Here is a 25,575-nt window from a genome sequence, read left to right on the forward strand (position 1 = left end):
CGCCATGATCGCATCCCACGACTCGGCCGGACTGTGGACGCTTGCATGGCGCCGCCTGCGTGCCGACCGCATCGCGATGGCGGCGCTGGCGGTCGTCGCCGGATGCCTGCTGCTGGTGCTGCTGTCCGGTCTCGGGCTGATGGCCGACGACTGGGAGCGTGAGGTGGCGGTCAACTATGCGCCGCCTGGTTTCGTCGGTGCCGACCCGGGTGCTCGCGCGCTGGCGCAGGCGCAACTGCCGCGTGCGATGCCACCGAATGCCTTCGATCCGCTGGCGGCCGAACTGGCCGAACTCAAGGCGCAGCTGGCGGCCACCGATCCGCCGGTCGAGAAGCGCACCACCTTGCCGTTCGGCGCCGACAAGTGGGGTCACGACATCGTCAAGAAGACCATCAAGGGCGGCGAGACCTCGATTGTGGTGGGACTGGTGGCAGCCTTGCTGGCGGTAACGCTAGGGACGCTGTTCGGAGCGGTCTCGGGTTTTTACGGCGGCTGGGTCGACGATCTGTTCAACTGGTTTTACAGCGTGTTCACCGCGATTCCTTCGATCCTGATGATCCTCGCGGTGGCCGCTGTGCTGCAGCAGAAGGGCGTGGCCACCATCGTGCTGATCCTGGGGCTGACCGGCTGGACCGGACCCTACCGCCTGATGCGCGCCGAGTACATCAAGCACAGCGCGCGCGAATACGTGATGGCGGCCGACGCCATCGGCGCGTCAAGCCTGCGCCGCATGTTCGGCCACATCCTGCCCAATGTGGCGCATGTGGCGCTGGTGCAGATGTCGATCCTGACTGTCGGCTTCATCAAGGCCGAAGTGATCTTGTCCTTCCTCGGCTTCGGGGTGCCGGTTGGGACGGTGTCGTGGGGGAGCATGCTGAACGAGGCGCAGAACGAGCTGATCCTGGGTAAATGGTGGCAGATGGCGGCCGCGGCCGGGACGATGGCGATCCTGGTGACGGCGTTTTCCCTGTTCGCGGATGCGTTGCGCGATGCACTGGATCCGAAGATCAAATGACTTCTGAACCATTACTCCAGGTGCGCGATCTGCGCATCGCCTTCCGCACCGGCAGGACCACGACGGTCGAGGCATTGAAAGGCGTGTCGTTCGACGTGCCGCTGGACGCCACCGTGGCGCTGGTGGGCGAGTCGGGCAGCGGCAAGTCGGTCGGCTCGCTCGCGGTGATGGGACTGCTGCCGGCGCAGACCACGGTCATCGATCCGGGTTCCAGCATCCGCTTCGAGGGCCGCGAACTGCTCGGCTTGCCGGCGAACGAGCGGCGCGCGTTGTGCGGCAAGGACATCGCCATGATCTTCCAGGAGCCGATGTCCTCGCTCAATCCGGTGTTCACGGTCGGCTTCCAGATCGGCGAGGTCTTGCGCCTGCACATGGGCATGGACCGGCGCGCGGCGCGGGCGCGGACCTTGGCGTTGCTGGAAGAGGTTGGTATTCCGGATCCGGCGCTCAAGATCGACGCCTACCCGAGCCAGATGTCGGGTGGCCAGCAGCAGCGCGTGATGATCGCGATGGCGATCGCCTGCGAACCTAAGCTCCTGATCGCCGACGAGCCGACCACGGCGCTCGATGTCACTATCCAGCAGCAGATCATGGCCCTGATCGCGCGCCTGCAAAAGTCGCGCCGCATGGCGGTGCTGTTCATCACCCATGACCTGGGCCTGGTGGCCGAGATCGCCGACCGGGTGATCGTGATGCGCCACGGTGAGGTGCGCGAGGAGGGCACGGCGGCCCAGGTGTTCGGTGCACCGCGCGATGCCTACACGCGCGCCTTGCTGCATTGCCGGCCGACGCTGGATTCCCGGCCATTGCGCCTGCCGGTGATCGACGATTACATGGCCGGGCGCATCCAGCCCGAGCCGGCGCAGCGCGAGCGCGGCACTGCGCCGGGCGACCAGCCGCTGCTGGTCGTGAATAAGCTGGCCAAGAGCTTCTGGCTACGCCAGGGCCTGTTCGGCAAGCGCGAATTCCAGGCGGTGCGCGACGTCTCATTTACGCTGGGACGCGGCAAGACACTGGGCGTGGTCGGCGAATCCGGCTCCGGCAAGACCACCGTCGGATTGACCCTGCTGCGCCTGCACCGCGCCACCGGCGGCAGCGCGCTGTTCGAGGGACGCGATCTGCTGGCGCTGTCCGAACGCGAGTACCAGCCCTACAAGCGGCGCATCCAGATCATCTTCCAGAATCCGTATGCCTCGCTCAATCCGCGGTTCACGGTCGGCCAGATCCTGCTGGAACCGATGCGCATCCACCGCATCGGTTCCAATGACGCAGAGCGCATCGACATGGCGCGCCGGCTGCTGGCGCGGGTCGGACTGCCCGACAGCGCCTATGGCCGCTATCCGCATGAATTCTCGGGCGGCCAGCGTCAGCGCATCGCCATCGCGCGCTGCCTGAGCATGCGTCCCGAGATCCTGGTGTGCGACGAATCGGTGTCGGCGCTGGACGTGTCGGTGCAGGCCCAGGTGCTGAACCTGCTGCAGGACCTGCAGGACGAATACGGCATGAGCTACATCTTCATCTCGCACGACCTGTCGGTGGTCAAGTACATTTCGGACCAGGTGATGGTGATGCAGGCGGGCAGGGTGGTCGAGCTGGCCGATTCGGACCAGTTGTACCGCGACCCGCGCCATCCCTACACCCGTTCGCTGCTGGCCGCCATCCCGAAAGAGGGGACGCGCTTCAAATAAATGGCAATGTTGCAGTTCCGCCAAAACGCCGGGCGCGTCCTGTCGCTGCGGGGGAATTGGGCTACACTAGATGGATGCCCCACTTAGCCGAATTGATCCAGCTGTATGGTGTGCTGATCGTGTTCGCCATCGTCCTGGTCGAACAGTTCGGCCTGCCGATTCCTGCCTATCCGATCCTGATCGTGGCCGGGGCACTGTCGGTGGATGCCGACGTTAGCTGGCAGCTGGTGTGGCTGGCGGCGATTGGCGCCTGCCTGATCTGCGATGTCTTCTGGTTCCGCGCCGGACGCTTCTATGGCAAGCGCATCCTGCGGCTGCTGTGCAAGATTTCGCTGTCACCCGATTCCTGCGTCAACCAGACCGAAGACCGCTTCCGCCGCTTCGGCGTGCGCTCGTTGCTGGTGTCGAAATTCATCCCCGGCTTCAATACCGTCGCCGCGCCGCTGTCCGGTGCGATCGGCACCCGGAGCCGCCAGTTCCTGCTGTATTCGGTCACCGGCGCGGCGCTGTGGAGCGGCACCGGCATCCTGCTCGGCGTCTGGTTCCACAACAGCGTCGACGGCGTGCTCGATACGCTGTCGACCTTCGGCAGCACGGCGCTGGTGGTGGTGGCCGGCCTGCTGGCGCTGTTCGTCGCCTTCAAATATGCCGAGCGGCGCCGTCACCGTTCGCGCACCGCGATGGAGCGGATCGAGGTCGGCGAGCTGCTGGCGCTGATTGACAGCGGCCACGATCCCCTGATCATTGACGCGCGCAGTCTCAGCGCGCAGCAGATGGAGGCGGCGATTCCGGGTGCGCTGGTGTTCAAGGCGTGCAAGCCCGAACACCTGATGGCCTCGCTCGACCGTGACCGCCACATCGTTGTTTACTGCAGTTGCCCGAACGACGTGACGGCGGCCGAAGTGGCGCGTCAGTTCGTGTCGAACGGTTTCCACCGTGCGCGTCCGCTGAAGGGTGGGTTGGATGCGTGGAACGGGCGCCAGCCGGCCGATCCCGAATTCGATCCGGCAACCTGCTGAGATCGGCTATCACTCACCCATAGGGCCGTCCAGGCCGATCCTACGTGTTTAGTAGTTCTACTACGTGTTGCGTAACGGTGAGCTAGTGCTATAGGTCCCGTGCGTTGCGCACCATGTACCTAAACTACAAAAATCACTTGTAGTGCATGCAAAAACTTGTGTAAGCTTGCCGCCATCGCTTACACCAGATGCACAATGACCGCTTCCCTGTCCAGCCCTTCGACCACGCCGCGCCTGCACGCCGGCGGCGCCCGCCTGCTTGCCGATATCGGCGGCACCAACTGCCGCTTCGCGCTGGAGCCGGGTCCCGGCCAGGTCACGCTGATCGAAGTGCTCGCCTGTAAGGACTACTCGACCCTGGCCGACGCCATGCGCACCTACCTGGCGCTGCCGGCGGTGCAGCAGATCGCCGCCACCAGCGGCGCGATCCGCCACGCGGCGATCGCGATCGCCAACCCGGTCAACGGCGACTACGTGCGCATGACCAACCACCACTGGGAATTTTCGACCGAAGCCCTGCGCCAGGAATGCGGTCTCGAGACGCTGCTGGTAGTGAACGACTTCTCGGCACTGGCGCGCTCGCTGCCGCATCTGGGCGGGCAGAAGGTGCAGGTCGGCGGCGGCGCCGCCCAGGCTGATTCGCCACTGGGCCTGCTCGGTGCCGGCACCGGCCTCGGTGTCTCGGGCCTGATCCCGTGCAGCGGCAGCTGGACCGCGCTGCGCAGCGAAGGTGGCCACGTCACTTTCGCGCCCGCCAACGAACAGGAAGTCGCGATCCTCCAATACGCCTGGCGCGAATTCGACCACGTCTCGGCCGAACGCTTCCTGTCCGGCGCCGGCATCGAACTGATCTACCGCGCACTGGCCGACCGCGCCGGCCGTCCGGGCGAGCGCCTGGACGCACCCGAGATCGCGCGCCGCGCCTTGAATAGCGAGTGCACCATCTGCAACGACGTGCTGGAAGCCTTCTGCGGCATGCTCGGCACCGTGGCCGGCAACCTGGCCGTGACCCTGGGCGCTTCGGGCGGCATCTATATCGGCGGCGGCATCGTGCCGCGCCTGGGCGAGCGTTTCCACGCCTCGTGCTTCCGCGCCCGCTTCGAGCAGAAGGGCCGCTTCAAGGATTACCTGGCCGGCGTGCCGACCTATGTCATCACCGCCGAGTACCCGGCGTTTCTTGGCGTATCGGCGATTTTGTCGGAAAAACTGTCCGACTGACGCCAATCCGGCGCGCCGATGTCGGTCGATGCCGCCGTACGCTTGTCCACTGGCGGGTTTTATCGGTTACAATGGCCGCCAGTTGGAAGGATGGACGTCGTCCACTCGCGTGCCGCACCAGGCCGCGCGCCCCGGGATCGCTGATCCGCGGCGGTGCCCGAGTTCCGCGTCTGCATGAGCATGCGCTGTAAAATCAACCGTTTCAAAATCAGCCGTTTCAAAATCAGCATCTTGCAGCCCGCCGCGCAAAGCGGGCCGCCCCGGCGGGTTCCTTGCCCGTCATGGTATGTCAGCCCGGCGCGTCCAAGCCCGGGCCACGGATTCCGGTTTCAGGTGGTAGCCAGACACGGCGAAGCGATAACGGCCAGGCGCCAGGACCGCTCCCATTGGCTGGGCCCATGGGCCGCTCCGCATCGCTTGCCAGCGGAAATGCCGAACTAGCCGGTTTTGTTTGATGTGACTTTCATTGCGATATGAATACTGACGAGGCCAAGCGCGTCCTCGAAACCGCCTTGCTGTGCGCCCGCGAGCCGATGACGATCCACGGCATGAAGCGCCTGTTTGCCGACGTCGATGCGGGCGGCCGCCCGGTCGGGGCCGGCGTTGGCGCCGATACGATCAAGATCTTGCTGGAAGAATTGCGCCAGGACTGGGATGGGCGCGGCATCGAGATCGTCAGCCTGGCATCGGGCTGGCGTTTCCAGAGCCGGCCCGAGATGAAACCCTATCTCGACCGCCTGTCGCCCGAGAAGCCGCCGAAATATTCGCGCGCGACGCTGGAAACGCTGGCGATCATCGCCTACCGCCAGCCGGTCACGCGCGGCGACATCGAAGAGATTCGCGGCGTGGCGGTCAATTCGCAGACCATCAAGATGCTGGAAGACCGCGGTTGGATCGACGTCGTCGGCCACCGCGAAGTGGTGGGGCGTCCGGCGCTGCTGGGCACCACGCGCCAGTTCCTGGACGACCTCGGGCTGGCTTCGCTGTCCCAGCTGCCGCCGCTGCAGCCGCTGGCCGAAGGCCCCGACAGCCGCAGCCTCGAAGCGCTGGAAGCGGCATTGAAAGACAATTTTGACAAGGCGGATGCCGGCACGGCGGTCGCCGATACTGCACCAGATACAGATACTTCACCCGTTGAAGTGCCGATTCATGACCCGATGGGAGACGGAATTGCCGAAGCGGGTCAGCACAATAAAGATACGAATGATGAATCCAACTGAACCAATCGAACCGACGCCTGTCGACGCCGGCGAAACCGCTGCCGCCAAGCCGAAACGCACTCGCAAGACCGCCGCTGCCGCTGCTGCCGAAGCGCCTGCCGTCGAAGGCGCCGCGCCTGAAGCGCCGGCCAAGCCGAAGCGCACCCGCAAGACCGCCGCTCCTGCTGTTGCTACTGCCGCCGAGCCTGTCGCTGACGCGCCGGCCGCTGCACCGGTAGAGGCCGCCGAGAAGTCGGCCGCCAAGCCGCGCAAGCCGCGCGCTACCAAGGCCGCCAAGGAAGAGCAGGCTGCCGCGCCGGCCGAGAGCGCTCCCGCGGCGCCGGTCGCTGTCGAGTCCCCGGCCGTCGAAGCCGCAGCGTCCGACACCCGCAAGCCGCGCGGTCCGCGCCAGATGCGCGAACAGCGCGCCGTGCGCGAAGCGCTGCAGCAGGCTGCCGCTCCAGCCGTCACCGAAGAGCCGGTCCAGGCTGTCGAGCAGGCCGATGCTGCGGGCGCGGAAGCGCCGGCCGAAGGCAAGCGCGAAGGCCGCGGCCGCAACCAGAAGCAGGGCAAGCGCGGCCAGCAGAACGCCAAGGGCGGCCAGCAGCAAGGCCAGGGCGCAGGTCAGGGCGCAGGTCAGGGCCAGGGTCAGCAAAACGCCAGGCAGCAGCAAGGCAAAGGCCGCCAGCAGCAGGCCAAGGGCAAGCCCGGCAACAAGGGCAACGAAGCCGACGCCGTGTTCTCGTTCGTCACCTCGGATGCGTTCGACGCGAGCGAAGGCGGCCGCGGCCATGCGCCGAAGGCCGTGCGCCGCGACCTGACCGCCGACGACGACGCGCCGAAGCTGCACAAGGTGCTGGCCGAGGCCGGCCTGGGTTCGCGCCGCGACATGGAAGAACTGATCGTCGCCGGCCGCGTGTCGGTGAACGGCGAGCCGGCCCACATCGGCCAGCGTATCCTGCCGACCGACGCGGTCCGCATCAACGGCAAGCTGATCCAGCGCCGGGTGAGCAGCAAGCCGCCGCGCGTGCTGGTGTACCACAAGCCGGCCGGCGAGATCGTCAGCCACGACGATCCGGAAGGCCGTCCGTCGGTGTTCGACCGCCTGCCGACCATGAAGACCGGCAAGTGGCTGGCCGTCGGCCGCCTCGACTTCAATACCGAAGGCCTGCTGCTGTTCACCACCTCGGGTGACCTGGCGAATCGCCTGATGCATCCGCGCTACAGCATCGACCGCGAATACGCGGTGCGCACGTTGGGCGAACTGGAAGAAGGCATGCGCCAGAAGCTCCTGAGCGGTGTCGAGCTCGACGACGGCAAGGCCAACTTCTCGAAAGTCCAGGACGGCGGCGGCGAAGGCATCAACAAGTGGTACCGCGTGGTGATCGGCGAAGGCCGCAACCGCGAAGTGCGTCGCATGTTCGAGGCGGTCGGACTGACCGTCTCGCGCCTGATCCGTACCCGCTACGGCGCCATGACCCTGCCGACCGGCCTCAAGCGCGGCCGCTGGGAAGAGCTGGAAGAGAACGACGTGCGCAACTTCATGAGTGCCTTCGGCATCGAGAAGAAGAGCGGTCCGAGCGAGAAGGCGCTGGCCAAGGGCGCGAAGGCGGCCAAGGCGCGCGAGCAGGGGCAGCGTGACGGGAACCGTGACCGCTCCGACGGCAACCGCATCGACCGCGCCGACGCCAACCGCAACGTCGATCCGTTCGGCCCGCCGGTGGCGCGCGTCGGTGCGCAGCGCGGCCAGGGCATCCTGAACGGTCCGCTGCCGGGCGTGAAGTCGGCTGACGCGCGCCAGGGTGGTCCACGCCAGGGCGGCCGTCCGAACGGTGGCGGCCAGGGTGGCAAGGGTGGTGGCAAGGGCGGTTTCGGCGCCAACGCCGGCGGCCAGGGCGGTCGCCCGACCAGCAGCCGTCCACGCCAGCCTGATCCGCTGCAGACCACCTTCGGTTTTGCCGGCACCGGCGGCGGTGGCCGCCGTGGCGGCCAGGGTCCGCGCGGTTCCGAGCACGGCCTGCCGCGCCGCGGCCGCCGCGGCTAACACCGATTGAGTTGGACGGTTAATCCGGCGCATGCCTGCGCCGGATCGGCCGATTTATCGCGCATGGCGCCTGTTATTGCTGCAGAAATGTAATTAAGCAATGACTCGGCGCCAACTGTTGTTTAGCTGTTCATTTTTAGTGCGGCGATTGCGGGATAAGTGAAAAAGCCGTATAATTTGCAGCCTAATCGAAGTCCTTCCCAACGTGGTATCCAGCGTATCGAATACGCGTGTATCTGGTGCAAGTGCTTTCATCTGGTTGGGTTGTGAATACAAAAAGATGGGCAGATGCCCATTTTTTTTTTGGTAAATCGTTTTAAAGCCCTGGAGAAGGACCGTGCAGCAGTTTGATTTAATCGCCACGACGGTGGCTGGCCTTGGCTACGAACTCGTTGAAGTCGAACGGGGCGAGCGCGGGATTCTGCGCGTATATATCGATTTTCCGGCCGACACGGTGGAAGAGAAGGGCCCGATCACGGTCGAGGACTGCGCCACGGTGAGCCACCAGTTGTCGCACGTACTGACGGTGGAGAACATCGATTACGAACGGTTGGAGATTTCGTCGCCGGGCCTCGATCGCCCGGTGCGTACCCTGGCCGACTTTGCGCGCTTTGCCGGCCTCGAGTGCACGGTCAAGCTGCGCGTCGCCATGCCCGGCACCGCGAACCGGAAAACCTATACCGGTATCCTGCGCGGCGTCGAAGGCGACAAGGTCGGTCTGGAATTTGATGATAAAGATGGCGCGGCGTTGTTGGAATTTACGCTGGCCGAATTGGACAAGGCACGTTTGGTGCCGCAGGTGGATTTTAGGAGTCGCAAAGCATGAGTCGCGAAATTTTGTTACTGGTGGATGCGCTCGCGCGCGAAAAGAACGTCGACAAGGAAGTCGTTTTCGGAGCGCTCGAGTTCGCGCTGGCGCAAGCCACGAAGAAGCGCTATGAAGGCGAAGTCGACATTCGCGTGTCGATCGATCGCGACACCGGCGAATTCGAGACCTTCCGCCGCTGGCACGTCGTTCCCGACGAGGCCGGCCTGCAGCTGCCTGACCAGGAAATCCTGCACTTCGAAGCCAAAGAGCAGATCTCGGACATCGAAGTCGACGAATACATCGAAGAGCCGATCGAGTCGGTCGAGTTCGGCCGTCGTTTCGCCCAGGACACCAAGCAGGTCGTGCTGCAGCGCGTGCGCGATGCCGAACGCGAGCAGATCCTGCAAGACTTCCTGGAGCGTGGCGATTCGCTGGTCACCGGCACCATCAAGCGCATGGAACGGGGCGACGCGATCGTCGAGTCGGGCAAGATCGAAGCGCGCCTGCCGCGCGACCAGATGATCCCGAAAGAAAACCTGCGTATCGGCGACCGCGTGCGTGCCTACATCCTGCGCGTGGACCGCAATATGCGTGGCCCGCAGGTGATCCTGTCGCGCACCGCGCCGGAATTCATCATGAAGCTGTTCGAGCTGGAAGTGCCGGAAATCGAACAAGGCCTGCTGCAGATCAAATCGGCGGCGCGTGACGCCGGCGTGCGCGCCAAGATCGCCGTGTTCACGGCCGACAAGCGCATCGACCCGATCGGTACCTGCGTCGGCATGCGCGGTTCGCGCGTGCAAGCCGTGACCGGCGAGCTGGGCGGCGAGCGCGTGGACATCGTGCTGTGGTCGGACGATCCGGCCCAGTTCGTGATCGGCGCGCTGGCTCCGGCCAACGTGTCGTCGATCATGGTCGATGAAGAAAAGCACGCGATGGACGTCGTCGTGGATGAGGAAAATCTCGCCATCGCGATCGGCCGTTCGGGCCAGAACGTGCGCCTGGCGTCCGAGCTGACCGGCTGGAAGATCAACATCATGACGGCCGAGGAATCGGCCAACAAGGTGGAGCAAGAGTCAGCCGCGATCCGCGCGCTGTTCATGCAAAAACTGGACGTCGACCAGGAAGTGGCCGACATCCTGGTGGAAGAAGGCTTCTCGAGCCTTGAAGAAATCGCTTATGTACCAATTTCCGAGATGCTGGAAATCGAATCGTTCGACGAAGACACCGTCAACGAACTTCGCACCCGCGCTCGCGACGCGCTGGTGACCGAAGCGATCGCTTCCGAAGAAGGCCTCGAGGGCATGGAAGAAGCCCTGGTCAATCTGGAAGGCATGGACCGTACCGTTGCCGGCAAGCTTGGCCTGGCTGGTATCAAGACGGTCGAAGCATTCGCGGCACTCGCCTATGACGAATTCGGCGCCATCCTGGCGTTGTCGTCGGACCGTGCACGCGAACTGATCAAGAGTGAATTTAATGATGTGACCGACGACGAGATGAAACTGGTCGATGGCAAGTATGACGACCGGGCGAAAGCACTGCAGGCGAAAGCCTGGAGCCTGGCGGAAACGGCCAAAGCTTGAGTAATTTCTTATCATCTGTCGCGACACGTAGAAAAGAGGACTGAATGGCGAGTAACAACGTAGCCCAATTTGCCACCGAGCTGAAGATGCCTGCAGACCTGCTGCTGACCCAGCTGCGTTCGGCCGGCGTCGAGAAAAGCTCGACGTCAGATCCCTTGTCGAAAGATGATAAGGACAAGCTGCTGAACCACCTGCGCCGTACCCACGGCGCAAGCGACACCGGCGAGAAGAAAAAGATCACGGTGACGCGCAAGGAAACCAGCGAGATCAAGCAGGCGGATTCGTCGGGCAAGTCGCGCACGATCCAGGTCGAAGTGCGCAAGAAGCGCACCTTCGTCCAGCGCGACGATCTGGTCACCAACAAGGCCCCTGAAGCACCGGTCGTCGACGCCGCCGAACAGGCGCGCCGCGAGGAAGACGCACGCCGTCAGACCGAGCTGATCGCGCGTCAGGAAGCCGACCTGCGTGAAAAGCAGGAACGCCTGGCCAAGCTGGAAGCCGAAGAAAAGGCGCAAGCCAAGGCTGCTGAAGAGCAGGCCAAGCGCGAAGCCGAAGAGCAAGCCAAGCGCGACGCCGCCGACAAGGCCGCCGCCGACAAGGCTGCCGCTGCCGCTGCCGGCGCCGCCAAGGAAGCCGCTGCCGGCGAGCAAGCCAACGCCGACGCCAAGCGCGTCGCCGACGAGCTGAAGGCACGCAACGAAGCCGCCGCCAAGGAAGCCGCCGAACGCGCTGCCGCCACCGAGCGTGCACGCAAGGCCGTGGCCGACGAAGTGGCGCAGATCAAGCTGATGATGAGCCAGCCGCGCCGCGTGATCAAGGCGCCGGAACCTGTCGCCAAGCCGGCCGCTCCTGCAGCCGCGCCTGCCGGCACGCTGCACAAGCCTGCCGACAAGAAGCCGGGCGAAGTCAAGAAAGACGACGCCAAGAAGCCGGGCGACAAGAAGTCGATCAAGTCGGCCAATGTGTCGTCGACCTGGTCGGACGACAAGAAGCGTGGCGGCCAGGGTCTCAAGACCCGTGGCGCACCGTCGACCGGCGGCCGTGACGGCTGGCGCAGCGGTGGCCGTGGCGGCCGTCGCGGTCATGACGATCGTGAAACCAACTTCCAGGCGCCGACCGAAGCGATCGTGAAGGACGTGCACGTTCCTGAAACCATCACCGTGGCCGAACTGGCGCACAAGATGTCGGTCAAGGCATCCGAGGTCATCAAGCAGCTGATGAAGCTGGGCCAGATGTGCACCATCAACCAGGTGCTGGACCAGGAAACCGCGATGATCCTGGTGGAAGAGATGGGCCACAAGGCCTTCGCTGCCGCCGAGGACGATCCGGAAGCGCTGCTGGCCGACCAGGGCGAGCACACCGAATTCGAAGCGACCTCGCGTGCTCCGGTGGTGACCGTCATGGGTCACGTCGACCACGGCAAGACCTCGCTGCTGGACTACATCCGTCGCGCCAAGGTCGCGTCGGGCGAAGCCGGCGGCATTACCCAGCACATCGGTGCTTACCACGTGGATACCCCGCGCGGCATGATCACCTTCCTGGATACCCCGGGCCACGAAGCCTTCACGGCAATGCGTGCCCGCGGCGCGAAAGCGACCGACATCGTCATCCTGGTGGTGGCGGCGGACGACGGCGTGATGCCGCAGACCAAGGAAGCGATCGCTCACGCCAAGGCGGCAGGTGTGCCGCTGGTGGTGGCGATCAACAAGATCGACAAGCAGGGTGCGAATCCTGACCGCGTGACCCAGGAACTGGTCGCCGAAGGCGTGGTGCCGGAAGAATACGGTGGCGAGTCGCCATTCGTGCCAGTGTCGGCGAAAGTCGGTACCGGCATCGACGACCTGCTGGAAAACGTGCTGCTGCAGGCCGAAGTGCTGGAACTGAAGGCGCCGACCGAATCGATGGCCCGTGGCCTGGTGGTCGAAGCCCGTCTGGACAAGGGCCGCGGCCCGGTCGCGACGATCCTGGTGCAGTCGGGTACCCTGAAGCGCGGCGACGTCGTGCTGGCCGGTTCCTCGTTCGGCCGCGTCCGTGCGATGCTGGACGAGAACGGCAAGGCAGTCGCCAGCGCCGGTCCGTCGATCCCGGTCGAGATCCAGGGCCTGACCGAAGTGCCGAGCGCCGGCGAAGAAGTCATGGTCATGGCCGACGAGCGCAAGGCGCGTGAAATCGCCCTGTTCCGTCAAGGTAAGTTCCGCGACGTGAAACTGGCCAAGCAGCAAGCCGCGAAGCTGGAGAACATGTTCGAGCAGATGGCCGAAGGCGAAGTCAAGAACCTGCCGCTGATCGTCAAGACCGACGTGCAGGGTTCGCAGGAAGCGCTGGTCGGTTCGCTGCAGAAGCTGTCGACCTCGGAAGTGCGTGTGCAGATCGTGCACGCGGCGGTCGGCGGCATCACCGAGTCGGACGTCAACCTGGCGACCGCCTCAAAAGCGGTCATCATCGGCTTCAATGCGAGGGCCGACGCCCAGGCGCGCAAGCTGGCCGAAGCGAACGGTGTCGACATCCGTTACTACAGCATCATTTACGATGCGATCGACGAGATCAAGACCGCACTGTCGGGCATGCTGGCGCCGGAGAAGCGCGAGACCATCACCGGCCAGGTCGAGATTCGCCAGGTCATCCTGGTCTCGAAAGTCGGCGCGATCGCGGGCTGTCTGGTCACCGATGGCGTGGTCAAGCGTACCTCGTCGGTTCGCCTGCTGCGCAACAACATCGTGGTCTGGACCGGCGAGATCGACTCGCTCAAGCGCTTCAAGGACGACGCGAAAGAAGTGCGCGCCGGTCTGGAATGCGGCCTGTCGCTGAAGGGCAACAACGAAATTCAGGTCGGCGACGTCCTGGAAGTGTTCGAAGTGCAGGAAGTGGCGCGTACGCTGTAATCCGCGCGCTTGGGAGTACCATGGGGGCCAGGACGCTTCGCGGCGAAAGCCGCGGGGGCCTGGCCCTTGTTTTTTGGGGTGCGGGCCGATGGAAGCGCCGCTTGCATCCACCAACATCACAAGAACAAACAAAGTAGCAACATCATGGCAAAACACAGTAAAAGCATCCCCCAGCGCGGCCTGCGCGTGGCCGACCAGATCCAGAAAGACCTGTCGGAACTGATCGCCTTCGAGCTGAAAGATCCGCGCGTCGGCATGGTCACCATCAGCGAAGTGCAGCTGACCCCGGACTACGCCCACGCCAAGATCTATTTCACCCTGTTGAAGGACAGCCCGGAAGAAGTGCGTCAGACCCTGGAAGGCCTGAACAAGGCATCGGGCTACCTGCGCAATATGCTGGGCAAGCGCCTGCACATCCATACGCTGCCGTCGCTGCACTTCCATCACGACACCTCGACCGTGCGCGGCATGGCGATGTCGGCCCTGATCGACCAGGCCAACGCGACCCGCGCCGCCGACTACGAAGAAGACCAGGACCAGGCCGGCAGCAAGGATGAGCGCGAGTGAATTCGCAGGCAAATAAGCAAGTGGGCACTCGCCCTCCGAAGAAGCCGCGTGACCTGATCGATGGCGTGCTGCTGCTCGACAAGCCGGTCGGCCTGTCGTCCAACGATGCGCTGATCAAGGCCAAGCGCGTGCTGAACGCGAAAAAGGCCGGCCATACCGGCACGCTGGACCCGTTCGCCACCGGCCTGCTGCCGCTGTGCTTCGGCGAAGCGACCAAGTTCTCGCAGGACTTGCTGGAAGCCGACAAGACCTACGAAGCCACCGTTCACCTGGGCATCGTCACCACCACCGGCGACACCGAGGGCGAAGCGGTCGAAACGCGCGACGTCGACGTCACGCTCGAGCAGATCGAGGCGGCACTGGCGCGTTTCCGCGGTCCGATCGAGCAGGTACCGCCGATGTATTCCGCCCTCAAGCGCGACGGCAAGGCGCTGTACGAATACGCGCGCGAAGGCATCGTGCTGGAACGCGAAGCGCGTCCGGTCACCATCCACGCGCTGTCGCTGGTCGAATACGCGGCGCCGTTCCTGAAGATCCGCGTCACCTGCAGCAAGGGCACCTACGTGCGCGTGCTGGGCGAAGACATCGGCGCCGCGCTCGGTTGCGGTGCGCACCTGAATGCGCTGCGCCGGATCGAAGTCGGCGCGCTGGATGTGACCGGCATGATCACGCTCGACGCGCTGCTGGCCCATCCCGATCCGTTGTCGCTGTTGCGGCCGGTCGATGCGCTGCTGTCGACTTTCCCATCGGTCGAACTCACGGCGGAACTGGCCAAACGCTTCCTGCAGGGCCAGCGCCTGGCACTGGGCAAGGAAGCGATCGAGGTGCCGCAGCAGCAGGGCAGGGTGCGCATCTACCACGATGGCCGTCTGCTCGGCACCGGCCAGCTGGGAGAGTATGCGATCCTGGCGCCCGAGCGCCTGATCTCGACCGCGCCAACGGCTTGACGGTTCTGGCCGCAGGACAATGTCACGCGGCTGTCACACGCGGCGATTAACCTGCCGCTGTGACCCCGGCGCCGCCTTCTGCGCTACAAGAGGCGGTGAACCGGCGGGCGGACGCCCGAAAATCCACTCCTTTTGCCGTCACGGCGTCTGGAGTCGGAAGCTTCCATGCTATACTAGTCGGTTTCCGAAATCGGCAGCATTCAGTTCAGCAGTTCCGGTACAGGCAGTTCCAGTACATCTTCGTACACCACGCAAATTTTTTCTAGACCATGTCAAACACCAAACGCGCGATTCGTAATATCGCAATCATTGCCCACGTTGACCACGGCAAGACTACCCTCGTCGACCAGCTGCTGCGCCAGTCGGGCACCTTCCGTGAGAACCAGGCCGTGGACACCCGCGTGATGGACTCGAACGACCTCGAAAAAGAGCGCGGCATTACGATTCTGTCGAAGAACTGCGCGGTCGAGTACGAAGGCACCCACATCAACATCGTCGACACCCCGGGCCACGCCGACTTCGGCGGCGAAGTGGAACGCGTGCTGTCGATGGTCGACTCGGTGCTGCTGCTGGTCGATGCGCAAGAAGGCCCGATGCCGCAGACCCGCTTCGTGACCCGCAAGGCACTGGCCCTGGGCCTGAAGCCGATCGTGGTCGTCAACAAGATCGACCGTCCGGGCGCACGCGCCGACTGGGCGATCAACCAGACCTTCGAACTGTTCGACAAGCTGGGCGCGACCGACGAGCAGCTCGACTTCCCGATCGTCTACGCGTCGGGCCTGAACGGCTACGCCGGCATGGACGAAAGTGTGCGCGGCGGCGACATGAAGCCGCTGTTCGACGCCATCCTGAAATACGTGCCGGTGCGTGACGACAACCCGGACGGCCCGCTGCAGATGCAGATCACCTCGCTCGACTACTCGTCGTACGTCGGCAAGATCGGCATCGGCCGCGTCAACCGTGGCCGCGTCAAGACCGGCCAGGACGTGATCGTCCTGAACGGCCCTGATTCGACCCCGATCAAAGGCCGCATCAACCAGGTGCTGAACTTCAAGGGCCTGGAACGCGTTCTGGTCGACGAAGCCGTCGCCGGCGACATCTGCCTGATCAACGGTATCGAAGAAATCGGCATCGGTTCGACCGTGTGCGCCGTGGAAACCCCGGAAGCGCTGCCGATGCTGACCGTCGACGAGCCGACCCTGACGATGAACTTCATGGTCAACAACTCGCCGCTGGCCGGCCGCGAAGGCAAGTTCGTCACCAGCCGCCAGCTGCGCGAGCGTCTGGAACGCGAACTGAAGGCCAACGTCGCACTGCGCGTGTCGCCGACCGACGACGACACCACCTTCGAAGTGTCGGGCCGCGGCGAGCTGCACCTGACGATTCTGCTGGAAAACATGCGTCGTGAAGGCTTCGAGCTGGCTGTGTCGCGTCCACGCGTGGTCTACAAGATGGTCGATGGCGTGCGCCACGAGCCGTACGAAAACCTGACCGTCGACGTCGAAGAAGCCAACCAGGGCGGCGTGATGGAAGAACTGGGCCGCCGCCGTGGCGACCTGCAGAACATGGAATCGGACGGTAAAGGCCGCGTTCGTCTGGAATACCTGATCCCGGCCCGTGGCCTGATCGGCTTCCAGGGCGAATTCATGACCCTGACCCGCGGCACCGGCCTGATGAGCCACGTGTTCCACGAATACGCACCGGTCGACAACAGCAAGGGCGACCTGGCTGGCCGTCGCAACGGCGTGCTGATCTCGCAGGATGACGGCGCCGCCGTTGCCTACGCGATCTGGAAACTGCAGGACCGTGGCCGTATGTTCGTCGAGCACAACACCCCGGTGTACGAAGGCATGATCATCGGCATCCACTCGCGCGACAACGACCTGGTCGTCAACCCGATCAAGGGCAAGCAGCTGACCAACGTGCGTTCGTCGGGTACCGACGAAGCCGTGCGCCTGGTGCCGCCGATCCAGATGTCGCTGGAATACGCCGTCGAGTTCATCGAGGACGACGAGCTGGTCGAGATCACTCCGAAATCGATCCGCCTGCGCAAGCGTCACCTGAAAGAGCACGAGCGCAAGAAGGCAAGCCGCGAAGGCGCGTAAGCGTCCGTGGCGTGGGCAGCTTCGGCTGCCTGCCAATGAAAAACCCGCTGCTTCGCAAGCGGGTTTTTTTATGGGGGCCGCCCAGGCCAACCCTACAAAAAAAGCTCCCGCTGCATTAGCCGGGGAGCTTTTTCTTGATACGAAGCGGGATCAGCGCAAGCCGAGCAGCGCCTGCACCCGATCCCGGCTCACGCCAACCAGCGCCGAGGTGATCGCCAGCAGCGACTCGTAATCATGGCTGGCAGCCGTCGCCGAAAAGTCCTGTGCGATCTGCTCCAGTTCCACGCTCGGAATCTCCGGCTGGGCGGTACGCGCCATGGCCGCGCTCAGCGCCATCGAGGCCGCGTCCTGCGAGCGGCGTACCCGGGCCAGCGCCTGCACCACTTCGCGCAGGCTCTGACGCAGGGCGTCCGGATTGCCGAGCTCCCATTGTTGCGGCGCCAGCGAGGCCGGCACTTCCACCGTATCGACGCGTCCGCGGCCGGTCACCGCGATGGCATCCCTGACGCCGCTCCAGCCGGATTCCGGCGTGGTGAACACGAGCTGGCGGTTCTGGTCCAAGCCGGCACGCACATTCACCGGCGCCAGCGCGCGATCCAGGCGCGCGGCGACTTGTTCCGGCGTCATGCCCGGTTCGATCGTGGCCGACAGTTGCGGGCCGCCGGCGGCGCCGACCGAGAAGCCGAGCGTTTGCGGTGCGGCGGCCTGCAGCGACGCCAGGTCGAGGCCGGCGATGCGGAAGCGCTGCTGCGCCGGCTGGCCGTCGTTGAACTCGAGCTGGGCATCGAGGCCGTCGCCGCCCTGGCTGCGGCGCGCGTCCAGCGTGCGGCCGAGCTGGGCGGCGCGCGCCTCGAGCTGGCGCGCGTTGCTGCCGCGGTTCGACAGCTTGGCGCTGAGGTCGGCCTTGAGGGCTTCGAGCTGGCTGGCCACGCGCTCGAGGTAGTCGATTGCCTGCTGGGCGCGCGACACTTCGCTTTGCAGGTTCTGGTTCCAGTCGATGCCGCGCTTGAGCGTGCCGGAACTTGGCGGAGTGCGGGTGACCGGGCGGCTGTCGGCGTCCGGCGTGCGCACCGCGACCGCGCGGCCGGTCGCCGGCGTGCTCTGGGCGCCGGTGTTGCCGCTGACGACGGCGCTGTTGAAGGCGCTGTTCAGGGCGCCGGAGCCGGCCGTCGCGGTGGCGGTGGCCGTGGTCGAGGTCAGGGTGGAGGGGCGAAGGGCTGCTTCCATGGCCGTCAGATCGCCGAGAACAGGGACAGGTTGCCGATCTTGGCGTATGCCTTGTAGGTTGCCTGCAGCGCGGTCGAATAGCCGTTCAGCTCGGTGGCGGCGACGCCGATGTCGAGCTGGCCGATGTCGGTGATCGCCATCTTGTTCGACAAGCTGATGTTGGCGTGGTTGGCATCCAGCGCACGGATGATGTTCTGGCTGCCGCCCAGGTTGGCGACCTTGCCCGAGATCAGGACCTGGGCGCTGTCGAAGCCGTCCAGGGCGTTGCTCAGGATCGCGCGCACGTCCGGATCGTTGGGCGTGGCGCCCGGCGTCTGCAGGGTCGAGATGGTGCGGTCGAGGTGGTTGAGCAGGTCTTGCAAGCCGTCCAGGTTCTGGTTGGCGGCCTGGGTGATGCCGTTGCCGACCACCACGTCCTGGCTCTTGGTATTGCCGACATAGCTGTAGCGCGAGCCTATCGGCGCGGTGGCATCGTAGGCCAGCGGCGCGGTCTTGGTCGCGGTGCCGGAGAACAGGTGGTTGCCTTCCTCGTCGATGGTGTTGGCGCCGAAGAACAGGCTCTCGCGCAGCGTTTCCAGGGGCGCGACCATCGCCTTCAGGTCGTCCGGTGCATTGCCGCCGTCCGAGGCCCACACCAGCAGGTCGCGCCCGCTGATCATCTCGTCCACCATATTGCTCAGGTAGCCCTCGGACTTGGTCAGGCGCAGCTGCAGCGAGCCGATGTTGGTGCGGTACTGCTGCACCGTGGCTTCTTCGCGCGCCAGGCGCGCCAGGCGAACGCTATCGACCGGATCGTCCGACGGCAGCAGGATGCGCTTGTTGGTGGCCATCTGCTGGGTGATGGTGGACAGGCGCTCCTGGTTGATCTGGAGCGACTGGTTCATCGTCGACTGGTATTGGGAAGTTGCGATTCGCATGTCGGTCTCCTTTAGCCCATCATCGCCAGGGTCGAATCGAACAGCGCGTTGGCGACCGAGATCACGCGCATATTGGCCTGGTACATGCGCTGGAATTCGACCAGCTTGACCGCTTCCTCGTCTTCGTTGACGCCGCTGGTCGAGGCCCAGTCGTCGAGCGACTGGGTGCGCACCGTTTCGGTGGTCTTCAGTGCAGCCTTGTTGAGTTTGCTGTCCACGGCAAGCTTGCCCAGCAGCTGGGTGTCGGCGTCGCTCAGCAGGACGGTGCCGATGCCAGGCAGCGTGATCGACTGGCTCTTGATCGCCACCAGCTTTTGCAGGTTGCCGGTGTCGCCCGGCTGGCCGTCGCCCGAGAATGCCAGTTGCTCGGCCTTGAAGCCGCTCACTACCTTCAGCATGTCGGAACCGCTGCCCGGGGTGTAGACGAACAGCGGCGTGCCTCTCACGCCAGGGGCAGTATAGCCTAGCTGCAGCTGGCCGTTGACGCGGGTTGCGACTTCCTGGGCCAGGCTGGCGATGTCCTGCTGCAGCGGCAGCAGGGTATTGGTCTCGTACTGGGCCAGGCCGCCGAGCTGCCCACCCATGCGGTTGGCATCGAGCACGAAAGTGGTGCCGGCGATCGTGAGGCTGAATTCCTGCGGCGAATCGGCGGTCGCGGCTGCCTTCAGGGTGCCGTGCACGCTGCCCAGCACCAGCGCCTGGCCGGTTTTCAGCGACACGTCGCGGCTGCCGTCCGGGTTGTCCGACACTTCCAGCGCCATCTTGCTGGCCAGTTCGTCGATCGCCTGGTCACGCGTGTCGATCAGGCTCGAGGCCGACACGCCGCTGGCCTGGGTCTCGATGATCTGCTGGTTCAGGCGCGCGATGGTGCTGATCTGGGCGTTGGCCGAATCGACCAGCGCGCTGCGCTGCTGGCGCACCGAAGCCAGCTGGGCATTGAATACATTGTTCAGGCCGTTGAAGCGCTCGGCCATCAGGCCGGCGGCGGTCAGCACCTGGCCGCGCAGCGGAGTCGAGCCCTGGTCGCCGGCGACCGCGTTCAGGGCCTTGAAGAAGTCATCGATGCCGGCCGAGATGCTGGCCGAGTCGTCGCCCATCACGCTCTCGAGCTGGGTCAGGTAGGGCTGCGACTGCGAGTACACGCCCTGTTCGGAGGCGGCGCGCCACATGGCCTGGCTCTTGTAGTTGTCCGAGAAGCGCAGCAGCGAGCTGACCTGCACGCCGCTGCCGGCCGACTTGCCGCTGGCGTCCGGGCCGACCGCGGTCAGCAACGCCGACTGGCGGGTATAGCCTTTGGTCTGCAGGTTGGCGACGTTCTGGCTGCTGGCCGACAGGGCTATCTGGGCGGCGAGGGCGCCCGACAGGGCATTATTGATGATCGTCATGGTGCGAGTTCATTCTCGGAGACAGGGTTAACCTGATAAGGCGACCGATTCTTGCTGTTTATTAAGTTCGACGCATGTGGATTGCATGCGGCGGGCAGGTCAGCCCTTGGATGACTTGGCGTCCGGCGCCAGCTGGCGCAGGATGGCGTCGGCGATGCCGAAGGCGCGTTGTCCAGCCAGGTTGCCGGCCAGGATGTCGTCAGCCATGTCCTGCATGTCCTGATTCACGCGGTTGTTGAACACGCTGTCTTCGTCGGCCATGGCGCGGGTCGAGGAGCGCATGGTGCGCAGCATGTGCGAGATGAAGAAGCGTTCGAATTCGACCGAGGCCTTGGTAGCTTTCGCCACGTAGGCCGGGTCTTTCGATGGCTGGTCGGCGGCAGGGGCGATCGCGGCGCCGGCTTCGAGCGCCTTGGGCTGGTTGTTGAAATCGTCGATGCGCATCAGATCACCACCAGTTCGCCTTCGATCGCGCCGGCCTGGTCCAGCGCCTGCAGGATCGCCATGATGTCGTCCGGCGAGGCGCCCAGGCTGTTGACGGTGTCGATGATGGTCTGCAGGCGCGCGCCCGGCGGCCAGCGGAACATCTGGCCCGAGCCCTGGTCGACCGACAGTTTCGATTCCGGCGTCACCGCGGTCTGGCCGCGCGAGAACGGGCCCGGCTGGCTGACGCGCGAGCTTTCCGAGATGATCACTTTCAGCGAGCCGTGGGTGACGGCGGCGGCTTTCACGCGCAGGCCGTCGGCGATGACCACGGTGCCGGTGCGCGAGTTGAACACCACCTTCGGCACCTCGACGCCGGATTCGACATTCAGGCCGTTCAGGCGCGCCACGAACGCCACGCGCTCGGTCGGGTTGGTCGGGGCCACCACTTCGACGCTGGTGCCGTCCTGGGTGGTGGCGATCGGGCCGAAGCGCTTGTTGATCGCTTCCACCACATTGGTGGCGGTCTCGAAATGCGGCTGGCGCAGGCGCAGCAGCACTTGCGGGCGGGTGGCGAAGTCGGTGGCGATCTCGCGCTCGATCAGGGCGCCGTTCGGCACGCGGCCGGCGGTCGGGGTGTTCACCGGCACCGACGAGCCGCTGCGGCCGGTGGCGTTCAGGCCGCCCACCACCACATTGCCCTGGGCCAGGGCGTAGATCTCGTTGTCGGCCGCGCGCAATTGCGTCAGCAGCAGGGTGCCGCCGCGCAGGCTCTTGGCGTCGCCCAGCGACGACACGGTGACGTCGATGCTCTGGCCGCGGCGGTAGCCGGGAGGGAAGACCGCCGAGACCATCACGGCCGCCACGTTCTTGTTCTTGGCATCTTCGCCTTCGGGCAGTCGCACGCCGAACTGCTTGAGCATGTTGATCACCGACTGGCTGGCGAACTTGACCTGGGTCGAGTCGCCGCTGCCGTTCAGGCCGACCACCAGGCCGTAGCCGACCAGCGGGTTTTCGCGCACGCCTTCGACGCTGACCAGGTTGCGCAGTGCCTGCGCCGCCTGGGCGGGCAGGGCGCCGACCGTCAACGCGGCAGCCAGCACAGTGGCCAACAGCGGGGGAAGGAAGCGGAATGAATTCATGTCAGTCCTCAGAACGGCATCAGGGGGCTGTTGAAGAAGCGCGTCAGCCAGCCCGGGGTGTTGGCTTCGGCCAGCGCGCCGCGCGCCGAATAGGCGATGCGCGCATTGGCCACGCGCAGCGAGGAGATGCGGTTGTCGGCGTCGATGTCGGCGGCGCGCACGAAACCTTTCAGGCGCACGAATTCCTCGCCCTGGTTCAGCATCAGGTTCTTTTCGCCGGCCACGCGCAGCAAGCCGTTGGGCAGCACTTCCTGCACGATCACGGTCAGCGCGCCGGACAGGGCGTTCTGCTGGGTGCTGGTGGCGTCGCCCTGGAAGTCGCGGTCGGCCGAGATGTCGATCGCCGCCTTGTCGTACACCTTGCCCAGCGCCGCCAGCGGCGTGATGCCGACCGACGAACCCTTGGAGATGCTGGTGCCGGCGCGCTTGCTGGCCTGGGTGGTCTCTTGCAGGATCACGGTGACGGCGTCGCCGACGCGGTAGGCGCGGCTGTCGGACGTCAATGACACGGTATCGGCGGTGAACACGCCGCCCGAGACGCCGCCGCGCGTCATGCGCTGCAGCGGCATGGCGTCGTCGTCGTCGTGCATGGCGACCGGCGCGCGCGAGGCACAGCCGGTCAGGACCAGGACGCAGAGCGCGGCAGCGAAGGCTTTCATCAACGCGCCGCCTGCGCCAGGTATTGCAGCATATTGTCGGCCGCCGACAGCACCTTGGTGTTCATCTCGTAGGTGCGCTGGGCCGCGATCATGTCGACCATCTCTTCGACCACCTGCACGTTCGAGCCTTCCAGCGCGCCCTGTTTCAGCTTGCCGAAGGCGGCGTCGCCCGGACGGCCTTCGTTGGGCGCGCCGCTGGCGGCGGTTTCCTGGAACAGGTTGTCGCCCAGTGCCAAGAGGCCGGCCGGGTTGATGAAGGCGGTCAGGTTCAATTGGCCGACTTCCTGCGGAGCGGCCTGGCCCGGGATGGTGACCGAGACCATGCCGTTTTCGCCGATGGTGACAGCGCTGGCGTTTTGCGGGATCGTGATCTGCGGCACCAGCGGCAAGCCCTGGGCATTGGTCAGGGTGCCGTTGGCATCGACCTGCAGCTGGCCGGCGCGGGTGAACGCCGGGTCGCCGTTGGGACGGCGCACCTGCAGGAAGCCGGCGCCCGAGATCGCGACGTCGAGCGGCTGGCTGGTGGTTTGCAGGCTGCCGTTGGTGAAGGCCTTCTGGGTGCCGACCACGCGCACGCCGTTGCCGAGCTGGACGCCGTTGCTGACGGTGTTGTCGGCGTTTTGCGCGCCCGGCTGGGCGTCGACCTGGTAGAACAGGTCTTCGAACACGACGCGGTCGCGCTTGAAGCCGACGGTATTGACGTTGGCCAGGTTGTTGGCGATCGCCTGCAGCTTGGCGTCTTGCGCCTGCACGCCGGTCTTGCTGATCCACATTGCTGGATTCATGAGGGTTCCTTTGGGTGTGGTTGGCTCATCTGCCGAGTTACGCGCCGAGCAGGCGGTTGCCGCTTTCGTTCATGCTGTCGCTGGCCTTGAACATCTTCATCTGCATCTCGAAGCTGCGGTTCAGGCTCATCACCGCGACCATTTCTTCGACCGCCGACACATTGCTGCCTTCCAGCGCGCGGCTGCGCACCGTGATGTTCTGGTCGGCCGCCAGCGGGTCGCCGTTCCTCGACACGATCAGGCCGGCTTCGTTCTTGGACAGATCGGCGCCGTCGGCACTGACCAGGCGCAGGCGGTCCACCACCTGGGTCAGGGTTGCGCCTTCCGGCATGATGGAGATGGTGCCGTCCGGGGCGATGTCGACCGCGGTGTGGGCCGGCAGCACGATCGGGCCGCCTTCGCCCAGCAGCGGGCGGCCGTTGACGCTCAGGGCTCCTTGCGCATCGATCTCGATGGCGCCGGCGCGGGTATAGGCTTCGCCGTCGTTCCACTCCACCGCCAGGTAGCCGTTGCCGCCGACCGCGACGTCGAGCGCGCGGCCGGTGTCGCGCACGGTGCCGGTGCGGGTCGAGATGGCGTCGGCCTCGGTACGCGACAGGTGCACGTCGTCGTAGCCGTAGCCGGACATGGCTTGCACCGAGGCCAGCTCGATGTTGGCGCGAAATCCCGGGGTGTCGGCGTTGGCCAGGTTGTTGGCGCGTACCTGCTGCGCGCGAAGGGTGCGTTCGGCGCCGCTGACGGCGGTGAAGATCAGCTTGTCCATGCAGGTCTTCCGCTTACAGCGCTTGCATCAGCGACTGCATCATCTGGTTCTCGGCGGTGATCACCTTCGAGTTGGCCTGGTAGTTGCGCTGCGAGGTCATCAGGCCGACCAGTTCCGAGGTGATGTCGACGTTCGAGCCTTCCAGCGTGCCTTTTGACAGCTTGCCGCCCAGGCCCACGCCCGGGGTGGTGTACAGCGGCGCGCCGGAAGCGCTGTTGGCGATCCATGCGGTGTCGCTGACCGGCACCAGGCTGCCTTCGTCGGGGAAGGTGGCGATGGCGACGGTGCCGACCACCTGCTGCTGCTCGTTGCTGTACTTGGCGACGATCGAACCGTCTTCGGCCAGTTCGACGCCCACGAAGGTGCCCGAGGCGTAGCCGTTGCTGCGGTTGGTGGTGGTGGTGGCTTCGCCGGCGAACTTGGTGGTGCCGGTGTAGTCGAAGGTGACCGACAGCGGCGCGGCGCCGGCCGGGGTCAGGGTGACGGCCGGGCCGGTGGCCGAAGCGGCGGCCAGCTGACCGTTGTTCTCGAAGTTCAGCACATGCGCCGCGCCGGTGGCGCCGCCATCGACGCTGTAGTAGACGCTGACGGCGGTCGGGCTGGTGCGCACGAAATATTGCGACACGGTGTGCTGGGTGCCGAGCGAATCGTAGGCCACCGACTGCTTGACCATGTTGTAGCTGGCCTGGTTGTCTTTGTTGAACGGCGTAACGGTCGGATTGGTCCAGTCATTCGATACATTGCCGGTGTAGGTGACCTTGGTGCTGGCCTCGGCCGGAATCTGGCCGGTCGGAATCTGGATGTCGCCCATCACGCCCAGCACGCCGCCCACGCTCGGGCCGTAACCCTGCACGTTCTTGCCGGTGGCGTCGACCAGGTAGCCGTCGGCATTGGTCGAGAAGATGCCCACGCGCGAGTACGAGATCACGCCCTGGGCGTCGCGGCTGGTGAAGAAGCCGCGGCCCTGGATCGCCGCATCCATGCTGCGGCCGGTGGTCGAGAGGCTGCCGTTCTGGCCGATGTTCTGGGTCAGCGACGACACTTCCACGCCGTTGGCCTGGGTACCGGCATATACCGACGCGAAGTTGGCGCGGCTGCTCTTGAAACCATAGGTGCCGGCGTTGGCGATGTTGTTCGACAGCGCGTTGAGTTGCTCGTTGATGGCCTGGATGCCCGACAGGGCGATATTGAAGCTCATGGGG

Annotated in this window: 21 protein-coding genes; 12 read left to right on the forward strand and 9 right to left on the reverse strand. The window is 65.2% G+C overall.

Annotated features, from left to right (window positions below; all coding sequences use genetic code 11):
- Positions 1-4 precede the first annotated feature (4 nt).
- The 12 genes from RTQ83_RS16165 to typA all read left to right on the forward strand — a co-directional run bounded on the left by RTQ83_RS16165 (position 5) and on the right by typA (position 17,072).
- Positions 5-1,015 (forward strand): ABC transporter permease, encoded by a 1,011-nt coding sequence (locus tag RTQ83_RS16165; protein WP_312516661.1) that lies wholly within the window; start codon positions 5-7, stop codon positions 1,013-1,015.
- Entirely contained in the window at positions 1,012-2,703 is a 1,692-nt protein-coding gene (locus RTQ83_RS16170) for an ABC transporter ATP-binding protein (RefSeq protein ID WP_312516663.1), read from the forward strand. Before RTQ83_RS16165 ends, RTQ83_RS16170 begins: the two co-directional genes overlap by 4 nt.
- 74 nt (positions 2,704-2,777) lie before the next feature.
- Positions 2,778-3,722, forward strand: a complete 945-nt coding sequence (locus RTQ83_RS16175; RefSeq protein WP_312516665.1) for a VTT domain-containing protein — start codon at positions 2,778-2,780, stop codon at positions 3,720-3,722.
- A gap of 195 nt (positions 3,723-3,917) precedes the next feature.
- Entirely contained in the window at positions 3,918-4,940 is a 1,023-nt protein-coding gene (locus RTQ83_RS16180; protein ID WP_312516667.1) for a glucokinase, read from the forward strand.
- Between the two features lie 473 nt (positions 4,941-5,413).
- A complete protein-coding gene (gene scpB / locus RTQ83_RS16185; protein ID WP_312516669.1) occupies positions 5,414-6,160 on the forward strand; it encodes an SMC-Scp complex subunit ScpB in 747 nt (248 codons plus the stop codon).
- Complete coding sequence (gene rluB, locus RTQ83_RS16190; RefSeq protein WP_312516761.1) at positions 6,147-8,183, forward strand: 23S rRNA pseudouridine(2605) synthase RluB; 2,037 nt, start codon at positions 6,147-6,149, stop codon at positions 8,181-8,183. The genes scpB and rluB overlap by 14 nt, the downstream gene beginning before the upstream one ends.
- A gap of 337 nt (positions 8,184-8,520) precedes the next feature.
- Positions 8,521-9,009, forward strand: a complete 489-nt coding sequence (gene rimP / locus RTQ83_RS16195; RefSeq protein ID WP_312516672.1) for a ribosome maturation factor RimP — start codon at positions 8,521-8,523, stop codon at positions 9,007-9,009.
- Complete coding sequence (gene nusA / locus RTQ83_RS16200) at positions 9,006-10,571, forward strand: transcription termination factor NusA (RefSeq protein ID WP_312516674.1); 1,566 nt, start codon at positions 9,006-9,008, stop codon at positions 10,569-10,571. The genes rimP and nusA overlap by 4 nt, the downstream gene beginning before the upstream one ends.
- A 44-nt stretch (positions 10,572-10,615) precedes the next feature.
- Positions 10,616-13,453 carry a translation initiation factor IF-2 gene (gene infB / locus RTQ83_RS16205; protein WP_312516676.1) on the forward strand — a complete coding sequence of 946 codons (2,838 nt, stop codon included), beginning with the start codon at positions 10,616-10,618 and terminating at the stop codon, positions 13,451-13,453.
- Positions 13,454-13,597: 144 nt separating this feature from the next.
- The gene (rbfA, locus tag RTQ83_RS16210; RefSeq protein ID WP_312516678.1) at positions 13,598-14,020 is read left to right on the forward strand and encodes a 30S ribosome-binding factor RbfA; all 423 of its coding nucleotides are present in this window, start codon (positions 13,598-13,600) and stop codon (positions 14,018-14,020) included.
- Between the two features lie 20 nt (positions 14,021-14,040).
- Positions 14,041-14,967, forward strand: a complete 927-nt coding sequence (gene truB / locus RTQ83_RS16215; RefSeq protein ID WP_312516680.1) for a tRNA pseudouridine(55) synthase TruB — start codon at positions 14,041-14,043, stop codon at positions 14,965-14,967.
- 269 nt (positions 14,968-15,236) lie between these two features.
- Positions 15,237-17,072 (forward strand): translational GTPase TypA, encoded by a 1,836-nt coding sequence (gene typA / locus RTQ83_RS16220; protein ID WP_312516681.1) that lies wholly within the window; start codon positions 15,237-15,239, stop codon positions 17,070-17,072.
- Positions 17,073-17,222: 150 nt separating this feature from the next.
- Here the strand turns inward: typA and RTQ83_RS16225 are convergent, their stop codons facing one another.
- From RTQ83_RS16225 to RTQ83_RS16265, 9 genes are all read right to left on the reverse strand, one after another.
- Positions 17,223-18,299, reverse strand: coding sequence for a hypothetical protein (locus RTQ83_RS16225; RefSeq protein WP_312516684.1), 1,077 nt, complete (start codon positions 18,297-18,299; stop codon positions 17,223-17,225).
- Positions 18,300-18,304: 5 nt separating this feature from the next.
- Positions 18,305-19,216: a flagellar hook-associated protein FlgL gene (gene flgL, locus RTQ83_RS16230; RefSeq protein WP_312516686.1), complete on the reverse strand. Its 912-nt coding sequence runs from the start codon at positions 19,214-19,216 to the stop codon at positions 18,305-18,307.
- An 11-nt stretch (positions 19,217-19,227) separates the two neighbouring features.
- Positions 19,228-20,601 (reverse strand): flagellar hook-associated protein FlgK, encoded by a 1,374-nt coding sequence (gene flgK, locus RTQ83_RS16235; protein WP_312516688.1) that lies wholly within the window; start codon positions 20,599-20,601, stop codon positions 19,228-19,230.
- A gap of 99 nt (positions 20,602-20,700) precedes the next feature.
- Positions 20,701-21,045 carry a rod-binding protein gene (locus RTQ83_RS16240; RefSeq protein WP_312516690.1) on the reverse strand — a complete coding sequence of 115 codons (345 nt, stop codon included), beginning with the start codon at positions 21,043-21,045 and terminating at the stop codon, positions 20,701-20,703.
- Positions 21,045-22,166 carry a flagellar basal body P-ring protein FlgI gene (locus RTQ83_RS16245; protein ID WP_312516692.1) on the reverse strand — a complete coding sequence of 374 codons (1,122 nt, stop codon included), beginning with the start codon at positions 22,164-22,166 and terminating at the stop codon, positions 21,045-21,047. Before RTQ83_RS16245 ends, RTQ83_RS16240 begins: the two co-directional genes overlap by 1 nt.
- Positions 22,167-22,174: 8 nt before the next feature.
- Complete coding sequence (gene flgH, locus RTQ83_RS16250; RefSeq protein WP_312516694.1) at positions 22,175-22,825, reverse strand: flagellar basal body L-ring protein FlgH; 651 nt, start codon at positions 22,823-22,825, stop codon at positions 22,175-22,177.
- Positions 22,825-23,610, reverse strand: coding sequence for a flagellar basal-body rod protein FlgG (flgG, locus tag RTQ83_RS16255; RefSeq protein WP_312516696.1), 786 nt, complete (start codon positions 23,608-23,610; stop codon positions 22,825-22,827). The genes flgH and flgG overlap by 1 nt, the downstream gene beginning before the upstream one ends.
- A gap of 37 nt (positions 23,611-23,647) precedes the next feature.
- The gene (locus tag RTQ83_RS16260) at positions 23,648-24,373 is read right to left on the reverse strand and encodes a flagellar basal body rod protein FlgF (RefSeq protein ID WP_312516698.1); all 726 of its coding nucleotides are present in this window, start codon (positions 24,371-24,373) and stop codon (positions 23,648-23,650) included.
- A 13-nt stretch (positions 24,374-24,386) separates the two neighbouring features.
- On the reverse strand, positions 24,387-25,571 hold the full coding sequence (locus RTQ83_RS16265; protein WP_312516700.1) for a flagellar hook-basal body complex protein: 1,185 nt from the start codon (positions 25,569-25,571) through the stop codon (positions 24,387-24,389).
- Positions 25,572-25,575: the final 4 nt, after the last annotated feature.

The sequence above is a fragment of the Massilia sp. genome (genome assembly GCF_031995545.1).
GTDB lineage: Bacteria > Pseudomonadota > Gammaproteobacteria > Burkholderiales > Burkholderiaceae_D > Telluria.

Excerpts from the sequence above, each read along its gene's own strand:
- flgL (WP_312516686.1), bottom strand. The coding sequence starts at position 19,216 with ATGCGAATCGCAACTTCCCAATACCAGTCGACGATGAACCAGTCGCTC.
- RTQ83_RS16240 (WP_312516690.1), bottom strand. The coding sequence starts at position 21,045 with ATGCGCATCGACGATTTCAACAACCAGCCCAAGGCGCTCGAAGCCGGC.
- RTQ83_RS16225 (WP_312516684.1), bottom strand. The coding sequence starts at position 18,299 with ATGGAAGCAGCCCTTCGCCCCTCCACCCTGACCTCGACCACGGCCACC.
- RTQ83_RS16265 (WP_312516700.1), bottom strand. The coding sequence starts at position 25,571 with ATGAGCTTCAATATCGCCCTGTCGGGCATCCAGGCCATCAACGAGCAA.
- RTQ83_RS16165 (WP_312516661.1), top strand. The coding sequence starts at position 5 with ATGATCGCATCCCACGACTCGGCCGGACTGTGGACGCTTGCATGGCGC.
- rbfA (WP_312516678.1), top strand. The coding sequence starts at position 13,598 with ATGGCAAAACACAGTAAAAGCATCCCCCAGCGCGGCCTGCGCGTGGCC.
- rluB (WP_312516761.1), top strand. The coding sequence starts at position 6,147 with ATGAATCCAACTGAACCAATCGAACCGACGCCTGTCGACGCCGGCGAA.
- flgH (WP_312516694.1), bottom strand. The coding sequence starts at position 22,825 with ATGAAAGCCTTCGCTGCCGCGCTCTGCGTCCTGGTCCTGACCGGCTGT.
- RTQ83_RS16175 (WP_312516665.1), top strand. The coding sequence starts at position 2,778 with ATGCCCCACTTAGCCGAATTGATCCAGCTGTATGGTGTGCTGATCGTG.
- flgG (WP_312516696.1), bottom strand. The coding sequence starts at position 23,610 with ATGAATCCAGCAATGTGGATCAGCAAGACCGGCGTGCAGGCGCAAGAC.
- nusA (WP_312516674.1), top strand. The coding sequence starts at position 9,006 with ATGAGTCGCGAAATTTTGTTACTGGTGGATGCGCTCGCGCGCGAAAAG.
- flgK (WP_312516688.1), bottom strand. The coding sequence starts at position 20,601 with ATGACGATCATCAATAATGCCCTGTCGGGCGCCCTCGCCGCCCAGATA.
- RTQ83_RS16170 (WP_312516663.1), top strand. The coding sequence starts at position 1,012 with ATGACTTCTGAACCATTACTCCAGGTGCGCGATCTGCGCATCGCCTTC.
- typA (WP_312516681.1), top strand. The coding sequence starts at position 15,237 with ATGTCAAACACCAAACGCGCGATTCGTAATATCGCAATCATTGCCCAC.
- RTQ83_RS16260 (WP_312516698.1), bottom strand. The coding sequence starts at position 24,373 with ATGGACAAGCTGATCTTCACCGCCGTCAGCGGCGCCGAACGCACCCTT.
- RTQ83_RS16245 (WP_312516692.1), bottom strand. The coding sequence starts at position 22,166 with ATGAATTCATTCCGCTTCCTTCCCCCGCTGTTGGCCACTGTGCTGGCT.
- scpB (WP_312516669.1), top strand. The coding sequence starts at position 5,414 with ATGAATACTGACGAGGCCAAGCGCGTCCTCGAAACCGCCTTGCTGTGC.
- RTQ83_RS16180 (WP_312516667.1), top strand. The coding sequence starts at position 3,918 with ATGACCGCTTCCCTGTCCAGCCCTTCGACCACGCCGCGCCTGCACGCC.
- infB (WP_312516676.1), top strand. The coding sequence starts at position 10,616 with ATGGCGAGTAACAACGTAGCCCAATTTGCCACCGAGCTGAAGATGCCT.